The organism is Deltaproteobacteria bacterium HGW-Deltaproteobacteria-18 (genome assembly GCA_002841885.1).
Lineage (GTDB): Bacteria > Desulfobacterota > Desulfovibrionia > Desulfovibrionales > Desulfomicrobiaceae > Desulfomicrobium.
Map to the genome: position 1 here is coordinate 78646 of PHBE01000002.1, position 19130 is coordinate 97775.

A 19130-nucleotide genomic window follows, 5' to 3' on the forward strand; every position below is an offset into this window, starting at 1 on the left:
GACCCTTCGGAGCGCATGAATCGCCCCGGGCAACCCGACAACCCAGAGGCCCCCTTCTTTCCTTGACTACAAGGAGAAGCCGCCCATGGCCCGACGCAGTATGCCAAGCAGTTCGTCCCGGTCCAGCACGATCGGGTTACCGTGCATGCTCGACGCCCGGGAAGCCTTTTCGACCATGTCCTCCATGACGCCCCCGGTCAGTCCCAACTCCCCCAGCCCACGAATGCCGAGGTCTTGGCAAAGCGACCATGCGAATTCAAGTCCGTCTTCGGACCGGGCGTCCTCCCTGCCGGTCAACAGGCGGCCGACCTCGTCGTATCTGGCAAGCGCCGGATGTTCCGGCGCCACGTGGCGCAACGTGCGGATGTTGGCCTCCATGACATGAGGCAGCAGGGCCGCACAGATCTCGCCATGCGCCGCGCCGAGCATCCCGCCCAGAGGAGCGGCGAAACCGTGCACGGCCCCGAGTTTGGCGTTGGCCAGGGCCATGCCCGAAAACAGGCTGGCCAGGGCCATGTCCGAACGCGCCTGCAGGCTGGCCCCGTCCTGTACCGCGATACGCAGCGAACGTGCCGCGCGCGTCAGTCCGTCGCGACAGAGCGGGTCGGTCAGCGGGCTGGCCGCATGGGACACGAAGCACTCCATGAGCTGGGTCAGGGCGTCCATGCCGGAGGCCGCAGTCTGCGCAGGGGGCAGGGAAACGGCCAGTTCGGGATCGACGATCGCCAGCTTCGGGATCAGACTCGGCGCGCGCAGGCTGGCCTTGACCCCGTGCGCAGGCGAGAGCAGCACGGAATTGGCCGTGACCTCGGCTCCGGTTCCAGCCGTGGTCGGCACAGCGATCATGGGCAGGGGGGCCTGCTCAAGGGTCGCGCCGCGCCCGACCACTTCCAGATAATCGAACAGGTCGCCACTATTGGCGACCAAGGCGGCCAAGGCCTTGCCCGCGTCGATGACGCTCCCGCCGCCGATGGCCACAACCACATCGCAACCTGCCTCTCTGGCGGCGTCAGCCTGCAAGGAGATGAATCCGGTTTCGGGCTCGCCGCCAACGGCCACGCCGAGCACGACATCCATCACCTCCTTCAATTCCTCGAACAGCCAGTCGCAGCGCTCGGCGCGGCTTCCGGTCACAAACAGGCAGCGTTTGCCCATGTGTGAGGCATGTGTGGCCACGCCTGCCCTTGCACCAATGCCGAAAACCACACGCGCGGTGGAAAAAGAATATATCATGTCGCCTCCAAGACTTCCCTTTTATGCCCTCGCGCACCTGTCCACAAGCGGGAGCGTTCCGGGCCGGGCATAAAAAAAACCGCACTCCATGGCGAATGCGGTTTCAGGACAAAAAAACAGAGCCGGGTCTAGAGGTTGCGATAAACCTTGCTACCGGGTGCCACGTCGTCCACGACCCAGACATTGCCGCCAATGACCGCGCCTTCTCCGATGGTGATGCGCCCGAGGATGGTCGCGCCGGAGTAGATGGTCGCGTTGTCCTCGACGATGGGGTGACGGGCGATGCCCTTGACCAGATGTCCGTTCTCGCCCTTGGGAAAGCTCTTGGCGCCAAGGGTCACACCCTGGTACAGACGCACGTTCCTGCCGATGATGCAGGTCTCGCCGATGACCGTGCCCGTGCCGTGATCGATGAAGAAGGACTCGCCGATGGTGGCGCCGGGATGGATGTCGATGCCGGTGGCGGAATGCGCCATCTCGCTGATGATGCGCGGGATGAGCGGGACGCCCAGGAGGTAGAGTTCATGCGCGATGCGGTGGTTGGTCACGGCCCGGATGGACGGATAGCAGAAGATGGTCTCTCCGGGATTCTTGGCCGCCGGGTCACCGGCAAAGGCGGCCTGCACGTCCGTTGCCAACATGTGGCGGATGCGCGGCAGGGTCTGCAGGAATTCGTTACAGAGATTTTCGGCCCTGACCTCGCACTCCACTGAACAGGAATGCTCGTCTTTCTCGCAGGCAAAGCAGAAGCCCCGCTCCACCTGCTGGATCAACTCGCGGCGCACCTTTTCCAGCTTGGAGCCCACAAAGTAGGCCATGTTCTGGGGCGTGATGAAGGATTCCTTGAAAAAACCCGGAAAAAGCACGGACCGCAGCCGCTCCACGATCTCCGAGAGAAGCTCCACCGAGGGCATGGGCGAGCCGAACGAAGGCTGGTGATAGACGCCGCTGTAGGATTCGGGAGCGCAGAGGCTTTCCACCACCCCGCTCAGGACATTGTCGATTTTCAGATACTTGGCCATGCTCAGCTCTTGGATGCAAAAAGTTCAGTGGACAGATACCGCTCGCCCGTGTCGCAGATGATGGCGACGATGAGCTTGCCTTCCATTTCCGGTTCCCGGGCCAGTTCCAGGGCCGCCCAGACATTGGCCCCCGAAGAGATCCCGCACAGAATCCCCTCTTCGCGGGCAAGGCGACGGGCCATGATCATGGCGTCCTCGTTGGAAACGCCGATTATGCGGTCCATGGCGCTGCGGTCGAGCACTTCGGGGATGAAATTGGCGCCGATGCCCTGGATTTTGTGTGGTCCGGCCTTGCCGCCGCTGAGGAGCGGAGAGGCTGAAGGCTCCACGGCCACCGCCATGAAGCCCTGCTTGCGGCGCCTCAGGGTGCGGCCCACGCCGGTGATGGTCCCGCCAGTGCCCACACCGGCCACCAATACGTCGATGCGGCCGTCGGTGTCGTGCCAGAGCTCTTCCGCCGTGGTCCGCTCGTGCATGGCCGGATTGGCCGGATTGACGAACTGCCCGGGCATGAAGCCGTCCTCAAGAGAAGCCAGGATCTTTTCCGCTTCGGCCACGGCCCCGGCCATGCCCGCCGACGCAGGGGTGAGAACCAGTTCGGCGCCCATGGCCGAAAGGAGCATGCGACGCTCAAGGCTCATGGACTCGGGCATGGTCAGGATGAGATGATAGCCGCGCACGGCGCAGACAAAAGCCAAACCCACGCCGGTGTTGCCGCTGGTGGGCTCGACAATGACCGATCCGGGCCGAAGCCTGCCGCTGCGTTCAGCCTCGTCGATCATGTTCAGCGCTATGCGGTCCTTGATGGAGGACAGGGGGTTGAAAAATTCGAGCTTGACCACGACATCGGCCACGCAGCCTTTGGTCAGACGGTTCAGACGAACCAGGGGGGTATTGCCGACCAGGTCGGTCATGGAATTTGCGATCTTCATGGAGCCTCCTGAAAAGGAATGGTCGCGCGAAAATGAACCAGGATGGAGGGTAAGTCCAGGCAAAAAAAATCCGGCCTTGAGGCCGGACGAAATGAAGAAAAAATATATTTTATTCCAAACCCTTGGTTATGAAATCAAGAGATGTGAGGGCATCTTTGAGGCGCTTGCCGGGCGAAAATTTTATGTCACGTCCGGGACGCGGGTCCTCGCCCTTGCGTGGAGCGCGCTCAACCACGGCCATGGTCCCGATGCCCGGCAGGTTGATCTTGTCACCCTTGCTCAAGGACTCGGTGATGCTCTCCATCATGGCATCCACGACTCGCTCGGCCTCCTCCTCGGAGTAGCCCATTTCAGCCTTGAGACGCTCGATGAGGTCGGCTTTCTCCACATGAATTTCAGTGTTGTCCTCTACCATAAACGTCACCTCGTATTGGTATGTGTCATTAGATAGACAAAACCGGCCGCGCGGTAAAGAGCTTCACAAAGCTTTGTGAAATATTTATTGAAATGGCCCCCAGCACTATTTTCAGGCTATGGGGATTTATCCTTGCCTTGTCAATCCCGGGAGATCCGTAATGAATAGACCACATCTGCTGGTGGAAGAACGAGACGCCTGCGCCATCATCGCCTTCGTGGACAAGCGCGGCCGCGCCACCCACGCCAACATCGTCAAGACCATCGACGCCCTGAAAAAAATGGCCCACCGCTCCGGCGACATAAACAGCGAAGGCGATGGCTGCGGCATCCTGACCGACATCCCGCGCACCATCTGGGGACAACGCCTCGAAGCGGCGGGCCTGAGCCGCCACCTGAGCGAGAGCCGCGGATTTTTTGTCGGCCATTTTTTTCTGCCCACGGACGCACCGGAGCAAACCGGGGAATTCAGGGAGCGGCTGCGAACCATCCTGACCGCAGCCGGCGCGGAAACACTTCTTGAAGTGGACGACCAGATGCACGCCGCCGAGCTTGGGCCCATGGCCCGGACCGAAGCGCCCTTTTTTCTGCAGATCTGCGGCCTGGTCCGCGACGACAACCGGCAGGAAGGCGGCAAGCGCCTTTTCAACATCCAGATGGAACTGGAGCGCGCCATGCCCGAAGTGCATGCCTGCTCGCTCAGCCTCGACAGCGTCATATACAAGCTGCGCGGCACCCCCGACCTTCTGATCCGGGTCTATCCGGACCTGCAGAACCCGGACAGCAAATCAATGATCACGCTCGGCCACAGCCGCTACTCCACCAACACCCTGCCCACGGCCGAACGCGCCCAGCCCTTCTCGCTGCTGGGACACAACGGTGAGATCAACACCATCGAGAAGCTGCGCAGCTCGGCCCGGGCGCTCGGCATCATGCCCACTCCCGGAGGCAGCGACTCCCAGGACCTGAACCGCATCCTCGAAGGCCTCATCCATCTGCATGGCTTTGAATTCATGGAAGCGCTGGAGATGGTCTTCCCGGCCATTCATACCGAAGTTGAGAGAATGCCCGCCGGTCTTCGTCGCATGTACGGCTTCTACCGCTGGTTTTTCGCACCGTCCGCCCAGGGCCCGGCAGCCGTGGTTTCGCGGTTCGGCGACATGTGCATGGGCAGTGTCGATGCCCTGGGCCTTCGCCCGCTGTGGTTCGGGGAAAGCGACTACGACTATTTCCTGTCCTCGGAAAAGGGCGTGGTCGATCTGCAAAACACCATCCACGACCCGCGCCCCCTGGCCCCGGGTGAAAAAATCGCCATCATTTCCGGTGCGGGCAAGCGCGGCGAGGTGCTTGATTATTGCGCGCTGCAGGAACGTCTCCTGCGCCTCTTCGAGCAGGGACGACTGACACCGCTGGCCGACAACCTTCACCTCAGAATTCCCGAATCCATCCTGAACTGCCCCGAAGGGGCCTGTCACGAGTTGCGCCGCTTCTTCCAGGACCGGCCCGTGTTCGACGACGGTGAATGCCCGGCCACCTCCGCCCAGCTGGCGGCTTTCGGCTGGCACAAGTACGACCAGAACATGCGCAAGCACGTCGCTGCCACGGGCAAGGGGCCCATCGGCTCCATGGGTCATCAGGGTCCGCTGGCCTGCATGGACGGCGAGAGCCTGGCCAACGTGAGCGATTTTTTCAAGGAGAACGTGGCCGTGGTCACCAACCCGGCCATCGACCGCGAGCGCGAGGCCGAGCATTTCTCCACCGCCGTCATCCTCGGCGACCGACCGGACACCCCGGACCATCCACCCGTGGGCCTGCGCCTCAAGACCCCCATCCTGCTTGGCGGCGAGTTCAGCCCGGCCCTGTCCTCCCTGGACATCCTGTCCGTTTGCCGGGAGCACGGCACGCACACCCTGGAACAGGTCCTTGACTTCTTCACCGCCCAGCAGCGCGACCCCTCGCGCATGGCCATCCTCGACGCAACCTATGTGCCGGACCAGGGGCTGGCAAAACGGCTTGACGAACTCGAGGACGAGGCCGTGCAGGCCATCGGACGCGGAGCGGCCATCCTGGTTCTCGACGACAGCGCCAGTTTCGTGAACGGACGGGTCTACATCGACCCGGGCCTGGCCACGGCCTGGCTGCACCGCGCCGCCGAAACGGGCCGCATCCCCCGCCTGCCTTCGCTCATCGTGCGTAGCGGAGCCATCCGCAACCTGCACGACATCATGTTCATGCTCGGCCTCGGCGCCGCCGCCGTGAATCCCTACATGCTCTGGAAACAGGCCTACGCCCAGGCCGAGAGCGCCGAAGGGCTCCAGCGCACCCTCTCCAACACCCTGACCGCGTTGCAGACGGGCGTGGAAAAAATCATGTCCACCATGGGCATCCACGAGCTGTGCGGATATGGCCGCATCTTCTCGTCCATCGGCCTCAAAAGGGAGCTCGAGGACGTTTTCGGCTGCGCCAATTTCTGCTCTTCCGCATCCGCGGGGCTTGGCTACCCGGAGCTCGAAGCCCAGGGTCGCAAGCGCGCGGAACTGGTCCGCCAGGGCATCGATCGCAAGCTCGCAAGCGACCCCAAGCGCAACGCCATGACCGGAAAAATCCTGCGTTCCGTGGCCGTGGGCAAGACAGGCTACCTGCAGATGGGCGAAGCCCTGGAAGAAGTGGACCAAAACAACCCTGTCGGCCTGCGGCATCTGCTGGACATCACCACCCGCGACACCGCCCCCCTGCCGCTGGAGAACGTGGACATCTCCATCGGCCGGCACTCCATGCCGCTCCTGATCTGCGCCATGTCTTTCGGCTCCCAGGGAGAAAGCTCCTTTCGGGCCTATGCCGAAGCTGCGCGCAAGACGAACATCGTATGCATGAACGGCGAGGGCGGCGAAATTCCGGACATGCTCGGCAAATACAGGGAAAATCGCGGCCAGCAAGTCGCATCGGGACGCTTCGGCGTGTCCATGGAGCTTTTGAACTCGGCCCGCTACCTTGAAATCAAGGTCGGACAGGGCGCCAAGCCCGGTGAAGGCGGTCACCTGCCCGGCTCCAAGGTCACCGAGATGGTGGCCCAGGCCCGGCACTGCAAGCCCGGCATCGCGCTCATTTCACCGTCCAACCATCATGACATCTATTCCATCGAAGACCTCTGCCAGATCATAACCGAGCTCAAGACCGCAAACCCCGAAGCGCGCATATCCGTCAAGATCCCGGTCACCAGTGGCGTAGCCACCATCGCCGTGGGCGTGGCCAAGGCCGGGGCGCACATCGTCAACATCAGCGGCTTCGAGGGCGGAACGGGCGCGGCCCGCGAGCACGCCAAGAAGTACGTAGGCCTGCCCGTGGAGATCGGCGTGACCCAGGCCCACCGGGGGCTGGTCGAGGCGGGCCTGCGGCATCAGGTCGAACTCTGGTGCGACGGCGGCGTGCGTTCCGGAGCGGACGTGGTCAAGCTCATCTGCCTCGGTGCAGACCGGGTCGGGGTCGGCACGGTGGCACTCATGGGGGTGGGCTGCATCAGCTGCGAGCAGTGTCATCTGGACGTCTGCCCGCGCGGAATCTCCACCCAGATCCGCACCGTGGAAGAGGCCAAGGCCCGCGGCGTCAAGCTCTTCAAGCCGCTGCAAAGCGAGGTCGAGGCCGAGAACCTGGCCCGCCTGCTGCGTGCGTTCGGCGACCAGATCCGCCACATTCTGGCCGGACTCGGCGAGCGGAAGCTGGCCGACCTGGTCGGCCGCACGGACCTTCTGGTGCAGGCCAGGGGCCACGATCAGGTCGACCTGACCGACTTGCTCGTGCCCGCGCCCATGGACAGCGTGAAAGCCTACTGCCCGGTGCCGCGCATCGTGCGCAGACCGCTGGACAACCTGACCCGGGTCATCTCCGACATGGCCATTTCCACCCTCGGCGAAGAATGCGGGTTCGTGCAGTACAAGGAAGAGAACGTGCGCTCCGTGGACCGGGCCGTGGGAACGTATCTGGCGGGAGCCATGGTGCGGGAGCGCTCGGCTGACGAGCGGGGCAAGGTGGAGCTGCTCCTGACCTCCTCGGTCCCGGGCAACGGCCTGTGCGCCTTCAATATCGACGGCATAGGCACCGTGGTCGAGGGCGGCGGCCAGGACGGCATAGCCAAGGGGGCGCGCGGCGGCGAGGTCTGCATCCTGAAAGGCGCGAACATCCTCGGTCAGCGCGTGGACGGGTCCGTGGGCAAATCCCTGGCTTACGGGGCTCTTTCCGGCACGATCATGGTCCAGAACCAGGCCGACTCGAGGGCCTGCGTACGCATGTCCGGAGCCGACGCCATCTTCGGAGGGCGCATCACCGCACCAGTGCGCGACGAACTCGGAAACATCGCCTCGCGGGCGCACCTCAAGGGCTTCGCCTTCGAATACATGACCGGCGGCCGTGCCGTGGTCCTGGGCGACCCTGGCCCCTGGATGTGCGCGGGCATGACCGGCGGCGTCATCTACCAGTGCCTCTACCCGGAATGGAACTTCGGCCGCGAGAATCTGCAGCGCCGCTTTTCAAGCGGTGCGCATGTGGTCGTAAGGAATCTGGATGAAGACGACGAGGCGCAAGTGCGGGATTTGCTGGGCAAGTATGTCCACACCCTGGAGCAAAGCTTCCAGAACGAGGAAGCACTGATCGTGCAGGGGCTGGCAAACGAAGCCAAAAAACGTTTCGTCAAGATCGTGCCGGGATCCGGCACCGGCATCAAGCCGGAATGAAAACACACATGGCGCCGGGACAGACTTCCGGCGCCATGCCGCTTTTCATTGACGGACGGCTCAAGGGGGACTTCCGGCACGTCAACTCACGCATTCCAGGGTATTTCAAAGATGCCACTCCACCGATTGATTATCCCCTTGGATTTTCGGGCAGCGGGAATGAACCCAGTGCGCATGCGCCCGCCGAACCGTGCAGCAAACAAGGCTGTCCGCTCAAGACGACCAAAGGCCCATGCCCCTGATTACAAAGGCAGACCCATGGCGATCACGGCAACGGCAACACAAACCGGAGTTATGAGAAAAGTGGCCACAAAACGCCGCAGACGTCTCTCCCTGATGCAGACGGCACATATTCCCTTGCGGTCATCCGCAAAATGCAACCCGCATTTCGGGCAAGCATAGATAGTCATGAGAAAACCCTCCCTTTGTTTCCCGGTTGACTATCATTTTTGCTTAGGTTTATCAGCAACTGTAAGAGTTTATATCAATAAATACAGAGAGATACTAATTAAAAAAGACATTCAAATACTCATTAACAATTAGCAGCAGCACGCATTCAGTACTCAATTGTCAAGGACACAGCAGTCATCGCCACGAAGCCTCCCTACGGCTCCCCCCTCTGCCTGAAATGATCTCGAGTGCTCGGAAGTGTGACGTTTTTTTCAGCATTTGCCATTTTCTACCCGAATGCCTGATCCTGAACAAAAAAACGCCACCGATGATGCTTGGGCGCAGCCTGCGGATTCTAAAAAACTTCCATCCCAACAAACGTTGTCCGGGCCGACGCACGCAGAACAGGCCCCACCCCCTGCCGGCGGATATTTGACGAAACAGCGTCCCATCAGCTTGACGTTTTCCGTTTCACGCGACTAAACTGCCGTTCCGAAAACGATTATCGGTAACGCGCCATTACAGTGGCGCCGCATGTTCTCCCTGTGCCAGGTGGCACTGTGCGCGCTTTCCTACAGGACGGCCGGCGTAGAACGGAGCCGCAAGGCCGCTGACTTCACAAGAGTTTGCAGTCTGGCGAAAAACCATGTCATCCTCCAACCAACTACCGTTTTCAACAGGGGTATTGAGCATGAAGAAGTGCGTTTTCCTGATCGTGTTGTGTCTGATCCTGCCCTCGCTCACGGTTTGCGCGGCAGAGTATAAATCGGAATATCGTCTGTCCACGGTACTTGGACCCGCCTTTCCCTGGGGCCGTGCTGCCGAACGCTGGGCCAACCTGGTCCGCGAAAAGACCGAAGGCCGCATCAATATCAAGGTCTACCCCGGCACCAGCCTCGTCGGCGGCGACCAGACCAAGGAATTCACGGCCATCCGCCAGGGCGTCATCGATCTGGCCGTCGGCTCGTCCATCAACTGGTCCCCGCAGATCAAGCAGCTCAACCTGTTTTCCCTGCCCTTCCTGATGCCCGACGCCAAGGCCTTCGACGCCCTGATCACTGGGCCCGTGGCCGAAGACCTCTTCGCCATCCTTGAAAAACAGGGCGTCGTGCCGCTGGCCATCGGCGAGAACGGCTGGCGCGAGCTGTCTAACTCCAAGGTGAACATCACCTCCCCGGCCGACCTGAAGGGCCTCAAGATCCGCGTGGTCGGCTCGCCCATCTTCATCGACGGCTTCACGGCCCTGGGTGCCAACCCGACCCAGATGAGCTGGGCCGACGCGCAGCCCGCCCTGGCCACCAAGGCCGTGGACGGCCAGGAGAACCCCCTGTCCGTGTTCAACGCCGCCAAGCTGCACACCGTCGAGCAGAAGTACCTGACCCTGTGGGGCTACATGGCCGACCCGCTGTTCTACGTGGTCAGCAAGAGCGTCTGGAGCGAATGGACCGAGGCCGACCGCGCCATCGTGGCCGAAGCCGCCAAACAGGCCGCCGCCGAAAACCTGATCGACGCACGCACGGGCATCACTCCCGAGGACGACTCCCTGCTGAAAGAGATCGAGAAAAACGGCGTGACCATCACCCGTTTGACCGAGGAACAGCGCAAGCCCTTCCAGGAGGCCACCCGCCCCGTATTCGAGAAGTGGGCGGAAGTTGTAGGCAAGGATCTGGTCAAGAAGGCCGAGGACGCCATCGCCGCATCCCGCTAGATTGGACGGCCCGCCCCCAAGGCGGGCCTTTTCCGCGATGCCGGGGCCTCCCCCACTTTGCTCCACCAACGCCAAGGATTGTCCATGGAACCCGCCAAGAAACAGCCGGCCCGCATCGAACGGGCCCTGGCCGCAATGGTCATGGCTGCGCTGACCATCATCACCGGAGCCAACGTGCTCATGCGCTACCTGACCAACATCTCATTCGCCATGACCGAGGAGGTCTCTGTCTTCCTGCTCATGGTCCTGACCCTGGTTGGGGCCGTGTCGGCCTTTGCCGAAGGCCGGCACGTGAGCATCACCCTCTTCGTCAACGCCCTGCCATCCGGAGGCCGAAGGATCTGCGGCGCCCTGGCCTGGGCCTGCAATGTGGCCATGTTCGCCCTTTTGGCATGGCTTGGCGCCATGACCGCCTGGGACGACTATGCCTACGAGGTGACCTCGCCCGCCCTGGGTGTGCCGCAGTGGTGGTACAGCGGCTGGCTGCCGTTCTTCTCGGCCGTAATCGTGCTGCGCCTGGTCCTGTTTCTTTTCACTCGCAGGGGGCAGGCATGACTCTCCTTCTTTTCGGACTCTTCGCGGTCATGATGCTCATCGGCGTACCGTTGGCCACGGCCATGGGCCTGTCCGGCGCCATGGCCATCGCCGCCGCAAAGCTGGGCCTCCTGTCCGTGCCCATCAGCGTCTACACCGGCGTGGCCAAGTACCCGCTGCTGGCGATCCCAATGTTCGTCTTCGCGGGCATGGTCTTCGAGCGCTCGGGCGTGGCCCTGCGGCTGGTCAACTTCACCGTGGCCCTGGTCGGCCCCCTGCGCGGCGGCCTGGCCATCGCGGCCATCATGGTCTGCATGGTCCTGGGCGGCATCTCCGGATCCGGTCCGGCCGACGCCGCGGCCGTGGCCATGGTCATGATCCCCGGCATGGCCGCCGCCGGCTATCCCAAGGCCTTCTCGTCGAGCCTCATTGCCGCCGCCGGCTCCACGGCCATCCTCATCCCGCCGTCCATCGCCTTCATTCTCTACAGCGTGCTCGTGCCCCAGGCCTCGGTGCCGGCCCTGTTCGCCGCCGGCCTCATCCCCGGCTTTCTGGCCGGCCTGGCCCTGGTCATCCCGGCCTGGGCCCTGTCCGTACGCCACGGCTTCGGCCTTGTGGACGAGGGCGCGTCCTGCGGCAGCATCCTCATCGCCTTCAAGGAGGCCATCTGGGGCCTGCTCGCGCCGGCCATCATCCTGGGCGGCATCCGCTCGGGCTATTTCACGCCCACCGAGGCCGCCGTGGCAGCGGTCTTCTACGGTCTGTTCGTCGGCTTCTTCATCTACCGCACCCTGACCCTGCGCAGCATGTACGATTTGCTGGTGGAGTCGGCCGAAGTGTCGGCCGTGGTCATGCTCATCATCGCCCTGTCCTCGGTCTTCGCCTGGGCCGGAAGCACGCTGGGGGCCTTCGAGGCCATGGGCAACGCCCTCATCGGCTTCTCCTCCAACGAAAACGTCACCCTGCTGGCCGTGACGCTGGTGCTGGTCATCGCCGGCATGTTCCTGGACGGCGTGTCCATCCTGTTCATTTTCATCCCCATCCTGCTGCCCGTCATGAGCCATTTCGGCTGGAACGCCGTGTGGTTCGGCGTGATCATGACCATGAGCCTGGCCATCGGGCAGTTCACGCCGCCCCTGGCCCTGAACCTCATGGTCACAACGCGCATCGCGGACATCAGCATCGAGGAGACCGTGCCCTGGGTGATGTGGTTCGTGCTGGCCATGACCATCGCCATGCTGCTGGTGCTCTTCGTGCCGCAACTGGCGCTGATGGTGCCGGGATATCTGGGGTATCTGTAACGGGGAATGCCGGAGTAATGACGCCGCCCTGCGCGGGGAGAGGTCTGCAGAGAACCCCATGAACCGGCTCCAGCGAGGACGCTGAGCGAGCTCACGCCCTCCGGTCCGTAAATGTTGTGCATGACTGACGTTTAGAACATGTGCTAGCGTCCAAATCGAATTGCCGAGATTCGCGCAAGCGCCACGCTGAAGGACACAGCTCCCTTGTGAAACGGCGGGCATCGGGAATCTGCACCTCAACCGCAACGCTCCAACGGACACATGAACGAAACCGCCCAGTCAAACGCACTGTCAAAGAAATTCGGCACCTTCGGCGGCGTCTTCACGCCAAGCCTGCTGACCATCCTCGGCGTGATCATGTTCCTGCGCTTCGCCACCGTGGTGGGTTACGCGGGACTCTGGAACACGCTGGCCATCCTGGCCGGAGCCAAGGCCATCTCCGTCATCACGGGCATGTCCATCAGTTCCGTGGCGACCAACATGCGCGTCCGTGGCGGCGGGGCCTACTTCCTCATCAGCCGCAGCCTCGGCGTCGAGTTTGGCGGCGTCATCGCTGTCTTCTTCTACGTGGCCCAAGCCGTGGCCGTGACCCTGTATGTCGTGGGCTTCACTGAAGCGCTCTTCTCGGCCTTCCCGGACCTGCCCCTGACCTTCAGCGCCGTGGCGACCATCACCAACTGCCTGGTCTTTGCCAGCGTCTACATCGGGGCGGGCTGGACCATCCGCCTGCAGTACGCGATCCTGGCCGTGCTTCTGGTTTCCGTAGCCTCCTTTCTGGCGGGCGCGCTGGACGCCGGGTCGCTGCAGACGCTGCAAGGCAACCTGAGCCCGAATTGGCAGCCCGGGTACACCTTCTTTCCCGTCTTCGCCCTCTTCTTCCCTGCCGTCACGGGCATCATGGCCGGCGTGAACATGTCCGGGGATCTGCAGAACCCCAGCGCATCCATCCCACGCGGCACCTTCCTGAGCATCTTCGTCTCGGCCGCCATCTACCTCGGCATCGCCGTGGCTCTGGCAGCCAGCACGCCGCGCCATGAACTGCTCGGTGACGGATTCGTCATGCAGGAGCGTGCCATCTGGCCCGCCCTGGTTTACGCCGGGGTCATCTGCGCCACCCTGTCCTCGGCCCTGGGCAGCATGATGGGCGCACCACGCATCCTGCAGGCCTTCGCCCGCGACAACGTCTTCCGCAGGCTGCGCTGGTTCGGCCAAGGCAGCGGATCAGCGGGCGAGCCGCGCCGCGCCATCGTGCTGACCTTCCTGATCTCACAGGCCGGGGTCCTGGCCGGGGACCTGGATACGATCGCACCCGTCATCACCATGTTCTTCCTGCTGACCTACGGCACCATGAATCTGGCCTGCTTCTACGAAGGCTTCATCAGGAACCCGAGCTTCCGGCCCACATTCCGTTTCAACCACTGGTCCGTATCGCTGCTGGGAGCGGTCGGCTGCCTGGGGGTGATGGTGCTCATCGCTCCCGCATGGGCAGTGGTGTCCATGGCGCTGGCCGGAATCCTCTACTACGTCATCGCCCGGGCCGAAATCCAGGTCAGGTGGGGCGACGTGGACAGCGGCCTGGCCTACCATCAGGCCCGCAAGGCCCTGCTCAAGCTGGAAAGGGAACGCTACCACCCCAAGAACTGGAGGCCGTCCATCCTTGTTCTGGCCGGTGCCGGGAAAAGCCGGCTACACCTGTGCGAGTACGCCTGCTGGCTGACGGCCGGACGCGGCGTGGTCTCCGTGGGACAGGTCATCCACGGGGAGCTTGAGGAATTCCTCGAACGCAGGAACGATGCGGAGGCCATCATGCGCGCCTTTCTGCAAAAGGAGGAGTTCCCGGCCTTCCCCGTGGTCGTAGTCGAGGAAACGGTCCACGGAGCCGTCAAGGCCCTGCTGCAATGCCACGGGCTGGGCGGTATGCGGCCCAACACCGTCATGCTTGGCTGGAGTTCGGACCCCGAGAACGCCGGCGTCTTCGCGGCGACCCTGGACATCGCCAGGCGCATGAAGCGCAGCCTGCTCATCGTGGCCAGCGGTCAGGAGGAACGGACCGAGGCCATCGAAGGAAACGTGAACATCTGGTGGAGCGACAAGAAGAGCGGCGCCCTCATGCTTCTGCTGGCCTACCTGCTGAAAACCAACGGCCTGTGGAAAGACCAGCCCCTGCGCGTCATCCGCCCGGTGCCGCGCAAGGCCGACGCGGAGAACATCGAAACCGAGATGCGGGAGCTGCTCGCCAATGCCCGCATCGCCGCCGAAATCATCGTTGTCCCAACGGACACGCCCCTCGAAGCCGTGCGCGAGGCCATGGAACCCTCGGCCGTCCTTTTTGCCGGCTTCGAACCGCCCGAGGAAAACATGGTCAGGGAGATCAACGCTCGGCTCCAGCCCGTCTCGGACCTGCCTGGGGATATCATCCTGGTCTACAACGCGGGGGATGTGTCTCTCAGCGCGTAAGCCTCGACCGCTCAAGAGACCCGGCTTTTGTCGTCCGGCAGAAGCATCCGCTACCCGGCCGCCGTGTTTCGCCTTTCCGCCCCGTCACGGTCCCGCAAGATTTCACTGTCGGCGTGGACTTGTGGCGGCCGACGATCCGCACCCATGTCAGCTCCTTCCATTGGTCCAACCCATCTTGTCCACTCCCGAATCAAGCTATAACATAGCATTCTTTTTCCGAATCTTATTTAAATCGTGCATACCATCGCATGTCTGAATTTGTGTTGAAAAAATGAATATAATGATTTATAAATTCATAATATATCGAATAATCATCACCTTATTTTGCACAAGTTGAATGGGAAAACGGCACATGAAACAGTCAGTGAAATACAAATATTTCATACTGCTTGGGCTATTTTGTCTTATGACAGCCCTGCCGTTACCTGCACCGGCGACAGAGATGGCCGAGGTGATCGATGAACTGATTTCTGAAGCGGAAAGAAACCCCACCGATGCCAAGGCCCGCAAACAGGCGGGCATGGCCTATCTCTTCCTCGCCAGACAAATGGAAGACAATCCCGCCCGCATCGTCTTCGGCACCATGGCCGACTTCCACCTCGACGTGGCGGCGCATCTCAACCCGTACGACGACGCGACCCTGGAGAGTCTGGCCGAGACCTCCATACTCCTGATGGCGCCGCACAAGGCGGCCACCGTCTATGAAACACTCGTTGCCCGGCAGACCGATCCTGCCGAAGGCAGATACCTCGTGCCGCTGCACACCTGCTACCAGTGGCTCAGGGACCCGTGGCGCGGGATCGACTTCTACCAGGAACAGCTCGAAAGAATGCCGGAGTGGCCCCAGATGAGGTTCCTGCTGGCCATGCTGCTACTCGAACTGGACAGGTCCGAAGCCCTGGACATCATCGCAGACCTGTACGAATCCCCTTCCACCCCCCAGGCTCTCAAGGCCACCATTCGGGCCGCCGTGAAGGGTGGCCTGTGAAGCGGCTCCTGATCTTCCTGATGGCCGCCCTGCTGTTCGTCGGCGCGGCACAGGCCGCACCCGTCGACTATTTCGCGGAGAAAGAAGCCCTCTGGGAACGCTGGTCAAAGGTCATGCACCGCTACCCTGAGGGGCCGAAACGCACGGCTGCGTTTCATCGCTATATCACCGAACCCCTGGAAAGACTGGACCCGGGACGCATTCAGGACGTCAAAACGCTCTGCCAGGATGCCGGCGTGCCCTACAACGACAATTTCTTTTCGGCCGGTTCACCTCCCGGCAGCAAAGATTTCAAGCCAGGCGGCGACGTGGACGCGCAGGCGCCGACGATACGCCAATTTTACCGGATGCGGGATGCGGCGACCAAGCGTGGCCTGAAAACGGTCGACAATGGCAACTCCTTCACCGTCCCCAGCCACGAGTTGACGGTCCACATGAAGCCCTCGGACTTCGAAAACCCCACCGGCAGGGGTGGATACGAAGCTGCGATCATGAACGACCCCGAAAACGCAGAGCGCGTGGCCCAGACCGGATCGACCTCCATCCCCCTTCCCGGCGGGGCGGTGCGACTGCAGCGCAACCTCATGAGCACGCCCGTGACTGCGGCCAGCGACTACTTCAAAAAGGCCCACGAAGCCAGGGAGTTCCTCGAGGGCGCACACGTATCACGCCAGCGGGTCATCGAATCCCTGAATTTCAGCAACAAGGCGGCCTACAAGATGGCTGGCGAAATGCGCATGGGCGGCCTGAACCCGGGCATGGCCATCCACCGCAAGACCCTGGCCGAACTTGATGCGGAACTGGGCAACCGCGTCGGCAAGGAGGCAGTGGATTACGCTCGCAAGGTCAACGACCGCGCCTTCCAGCGCCTGAACAAAATGACGGATATTGCCGCACGGCAGAGCGCCAGGGATTTCGCTGCGCTCAAAAACCAAATCGTCACGGCCGAAAAAAGCGGCGACATCCGCAAAGCCATAGCCCTGCGCCAGCAGCTCAACAACACGCGGCAACAGGTGCAGCGAGTGGCCGAAATGTCGAACAAGCGCGGCCTTGTCAGTCGTGTCGTCGACGGCGTGGACGACGCTGCGGACGCGGGGGGCAGAGGGTCGAGGTTCCTGAAGGGCGCGTCCGAAAGGCTGGGGAAGGTTACGCCCGCCTTGAAAAGGCTGGGCGGAAAGCTGCTCAAGGGACTTGGCTACGCGGCCAGGCTGGCGCAGCTCTATGCCTTCAAAAAGGAATACGATGCGGCTGTCGCGCGGGAAGAGGAGTGGGCCGCACGGATCGGGCGTGATCCGTCCACGGGCGGCATCGCCAAGGAATTTCTGTTCGGCGCCCTGGGCTTCAACCAGGCCAAGGAGCGCACCGACGCGGCCATGGAGCAGATGGGCAAGGACAAGGACATGCTCAGTTGGGAGTACCTCAAAATTTTCTTGGCTGTTGAGGCGTATCAGGTCCTGGATGCGATCAAGCCTTCCGGAGGCAGCGATCCCGGCACACGCATGGTGGTCTATCTGCAACAGAATCCGGAATTCGCCAGAAAACTGCTGGGCAGAGAAATACACACCGTACCCGGCACGCCCCTGATCATCCCGGTGCCGCCAGAGGACGGACCTAAAGCCGTCGCAAAGGGCAAGGACAAAACCCCTGAATCCCCGCCCACCAACCTTCCTCCCGCTTTCGGCTCCACAGCCAACGGTACTGATGATTCCGGAAAAGAAGGAAACATGGCAGACGCCAAGGCCCCCGAACCAGTTCCCGAACCGGCTCCCGAACCGAAGGCTGAACCCGCTCCCCTGCCGGAGCCCAAGCCAACCCCCCACCGGGAAACGGCGACGGACGCGGACGAAGCCACTTTCAATCCGGCCCGGGATTACACCATCGTGGCCATCGCCCTGGAGACCGAACTGAGGGTCTGCAAAACCGGGGGCAACACTTCCGAGACTTTAGAAGGGGTCAAACTCGGCTCCCTGTCGGTCATCGTGCGCCAGGACGGCCGCGACATGATCATCGCAGATCACCGAGCCAGGGACATCTTGGTCAAGGAAGGCCTCGTTCGCATCGTGCCCCTGTGCGGCTACGTGACCACGGCCAAATACCGCGACTTCGGCCCCGGCATCACCCAGGGCGGCGAGCCCGACCAGACCATGAGCCACGACGAGTGCATGGAAAAGTACTGTCCAGGCTGCGCGCAATTCTCCATCCTGGGGACCGGCTTCGGATACTCCCATTCGGCAGAAGCCGTTGGCGACACGCCTGACACCTACTGCGCCGACTGCCTGGAGGAAAACAGGGCGCGCATCAACGCCTGCGCAGGATTTTAGGCACTTCCCAATGACACTCAGCTTCTTCCACGGCTTTTTGCAGGAGTGTCAGGCATACCAAAAACACGATCGCAATACTCTTCACGACACCTGCAAAACCTCATCGGACTTCGCTGGCACATCATGAATATCCATGATGCCCGACACTCTCCGGTTTGCCGGAGGATTCCGCGGTCCTAGCGCGACACAAACGAAAACTATTTTTTTTAGAGCGTTTAAGGTATGGCCCTGTGGAAACTAAAGGGCTTGGGAGAGGCAAACTATGTCGACTTTGCATACGTTGAGAAGGGCTGCGGCGGTGTTGATTGGCGCCGTTTTCTTCCTGGTGTGCCCGCTGACGGATTCGGCCCGGTGCGCGCCGGATTCCGCCGGGCAGGAAATTCGTGCACTGGAGCAGGAGGGCAAGCTCACCGTCCGGGCCCTGCGCGGCTGGAGCATGCTGCCTGCCCCGTTCATGCAGCTCGCCCTGTCGCTTCATGGCAGCGGAATCGACATTCTCGGGGCGGACCTCCAGGAAATCGAGGCCCTGGCGCACAAGGCCAAGAGCGCAGACGCCGGAGCCCTGGCCGGGCATGCAGACACCCTGGGGAAGCTGGCCGAATACATGAAGGAATTCGCGGCCCGGCAGGCAGACGCCCGCGCCGCGGCCAGCCCCGGCAAGGCGGATCACGGCGGCGGGCCGCAGGAGGCCCGGAAGGTCTCGTTGCCTCTTGCGACGCCTGTGCAGGACTCCGACCTGCTCGGCACGGACGAGTACGACTGGCGCAGCACCCCGGACCTGCAGGCCGAGAAGCAGGCCATCGGACAGCGGCAGAATGATTTCCGGCAGGCCATGGACCGCAAGGACATACCGGGGGCGACAGCCCTCATCGCCGAGGACCGACGCGACGTGTACGCGGCGCTTTTCACCTCGAACCCCGACGCCATGCCTTCCTTCGGCGCCCTGTTCGAATCGGCCGAAATCACCTTCCTGAGCCCTCCCGCCGAGCCCGAGCAGGACGTGACGCTCAGGACCGCCGAGTATGCATTGGATCTGGACGGGTTCACCTTCTATGTACGGTGGATGAAAGATGGCGACACCTGGTTTTTGGCCGACTTCTAAA

The 19130-nt window shown here is 62.4% G+C and carries 13 protein-coding genes; 9 read left to right on the forward strand and 4 right to left on the reverse strand.

Going from position 1 to position 19130, the window contains the following annotated elements:
- Positions 1-66 precede the first annotated feature (66 nt).
- The 4 genes from CVU60_01855 to CVU60_01870 all read right to left on the reverse strand — a co-directional run bounded on the left by CVU60_01855 (position 67) and on the right by CVU60_01870 (position 3602).
- Positions 67-1233: an alcohol dehydrogenase gene (locus tag CVU60_01855; protein PKN43126.1), complete on the reverse strand. Its 1167-nt coding sequence runs from the start codon at positions 1231-1233 to the stop codon at positions 67-69.
- 128 nt (positions 1234-1361) lie between these two features.
- Positions 1362-2255 (reverse strand): serine acetyltransferase, encoded by an 894-nt coding sequence (locus CVU60_01860; GenBank protein PKN43127.1) that lies wholly within the window; start codon positions 2253-2255, stop codon positions 1362-1364.
- A gap of 2 nt (positions 2256-2257) precedes the next feature.
- Entirely contained in the window at positions 2258-3187 is a 930-nt protein-coding gene (gene cysK, locus CVU60_01865; protein ID PKN43128.1) for a cysteine synthase A, read from the reverse strand.
- Positions 3188-3296: 109 nt separating this feature from the next.
- Positions 3297-3602 carry a DNA-binding protein HU gene (locus CVU60_01870; protein ID PKN43129.1) on the reverse strand — a complete coding sequence of 102 codons (306 nt, stop codon included), beginning with the start codon at positions 3600-3602 and terminating at the stop codon, positions 3297-3299.
- Between the two features lie 160 nt (positions 3603-3762).
- Here CVU60_01870 and CVU60_01875 point away from each other — a divergent pair, with 160 nt between their 5' ends.
- The 9 genes from CVU60_01875 to CVU60_01915 all read left to right on the forward strand — a co-directional run bounded on the left by CVU60_01875 (position 3763) and on the right by CVU60_01915 (position 19129).
- A complete protein-coding gene (locus tag CVU60_01875; protein PKN43130.1) occupies positions 3763-8328 on the forward strand; it encodes a glutamate synthase in 4566 nt (1521 codons plus the stop codon).
- Between the two features lie 8 nt (positions 8329-8336).
- On the forward strand, positions 8337-8570 hold the full coding sequence (locus CVU60_01880) for a hypothetical protein (GenBank protein PKN43131.1): 234 nt from the start codon (positions 8337-8339) through the stop codon (positions 8568-8570).
- Between the two features lie 839 nt (positions 8571-9409).
- Positions 9410-10426 carry a C4-dicarboxylate ABC transporter gene (locus CVU60_01885; protein ID PKN43132.1) on the forward strand — a complete coding sequence of 339 codons (1017 nt, stop codon included), beginning with the start codon at positions 9410-9412 and terminating at the stop codon, positions 10424-10426.
- A gap of 84 nt (positions 10427-10510) precedes the next feature.
- Positions 10511-10981, forward strand: coding sequence for a C4-dicarboxylate ABC transporter permease (locus tag CVU60_01890; protein PKN43133.1), 471 nt, complete (start codon positions 10511-10513; stop codon positions 10979-10981).
- Positions 10978-12261, forward strand: coding sequence for a C4-dicarboxylate ABC transporter (locus CVU60_01895; protein PKN43134.1), 1284 nt, complete (start codon positions 10978-10980; stop codon positions 12259-12261). The genes CVU60_01890 and CVU60_01895 overlap by 4 nt, the downstream gene beginning before the upstream one ends.
- Positions 12262-12522: 261 nt before the next feature.
- Positions 12523-14718, forward strand: a complete 2196-nt coding sequence (locus CVU60_01900; protein PKN43135.1) for an amino acid permease — start codon at positions 12523-12525, stop codon at positions 14716-14718.
- A 442-nt stretch (positions 14719-15160) separates the two neighbouring features.
- Positions 15161-15706 carry a hypothetical protein gene (locus CVU60_01905; GenBank protein ID PKN43136.1) on the forward strand — a complete coding sequence of 182 codons (546 nt, stop codon included), beginning with the start codon at positions 15161-15163 and terminating at the stop codon, positions 15704-15706.
- Positions 15703-18027 (forward strand): hypothetical protein, encoded by a 2325-nt coding sequence (locus CVU60_01910; protein ID PKN43137.1) that lies wholly within the window; start codon positions 15703-15705, stop codon positions 18025-18027. The genes CVU60_01905 and CVU60_01910 overlap by 4 nt, the downstream gene beginning before the upstream one ends.
- 298 nt (positions 18028-18325) lie before the next feature.
- Positions 18326-19129 carry a hypothetical protein gene (locus CVU60_01915; protein ID PKN43138.1) on the forward strand — a complete coding sequence of 268 codons (804 nt, stop codon included), beginning with the start codon at positions 18326-18328 and terminating at the stop codon, positions 19127-19129.
- The last annotated feature ends 1 nt before the right edge of the window (position 19130 follow it).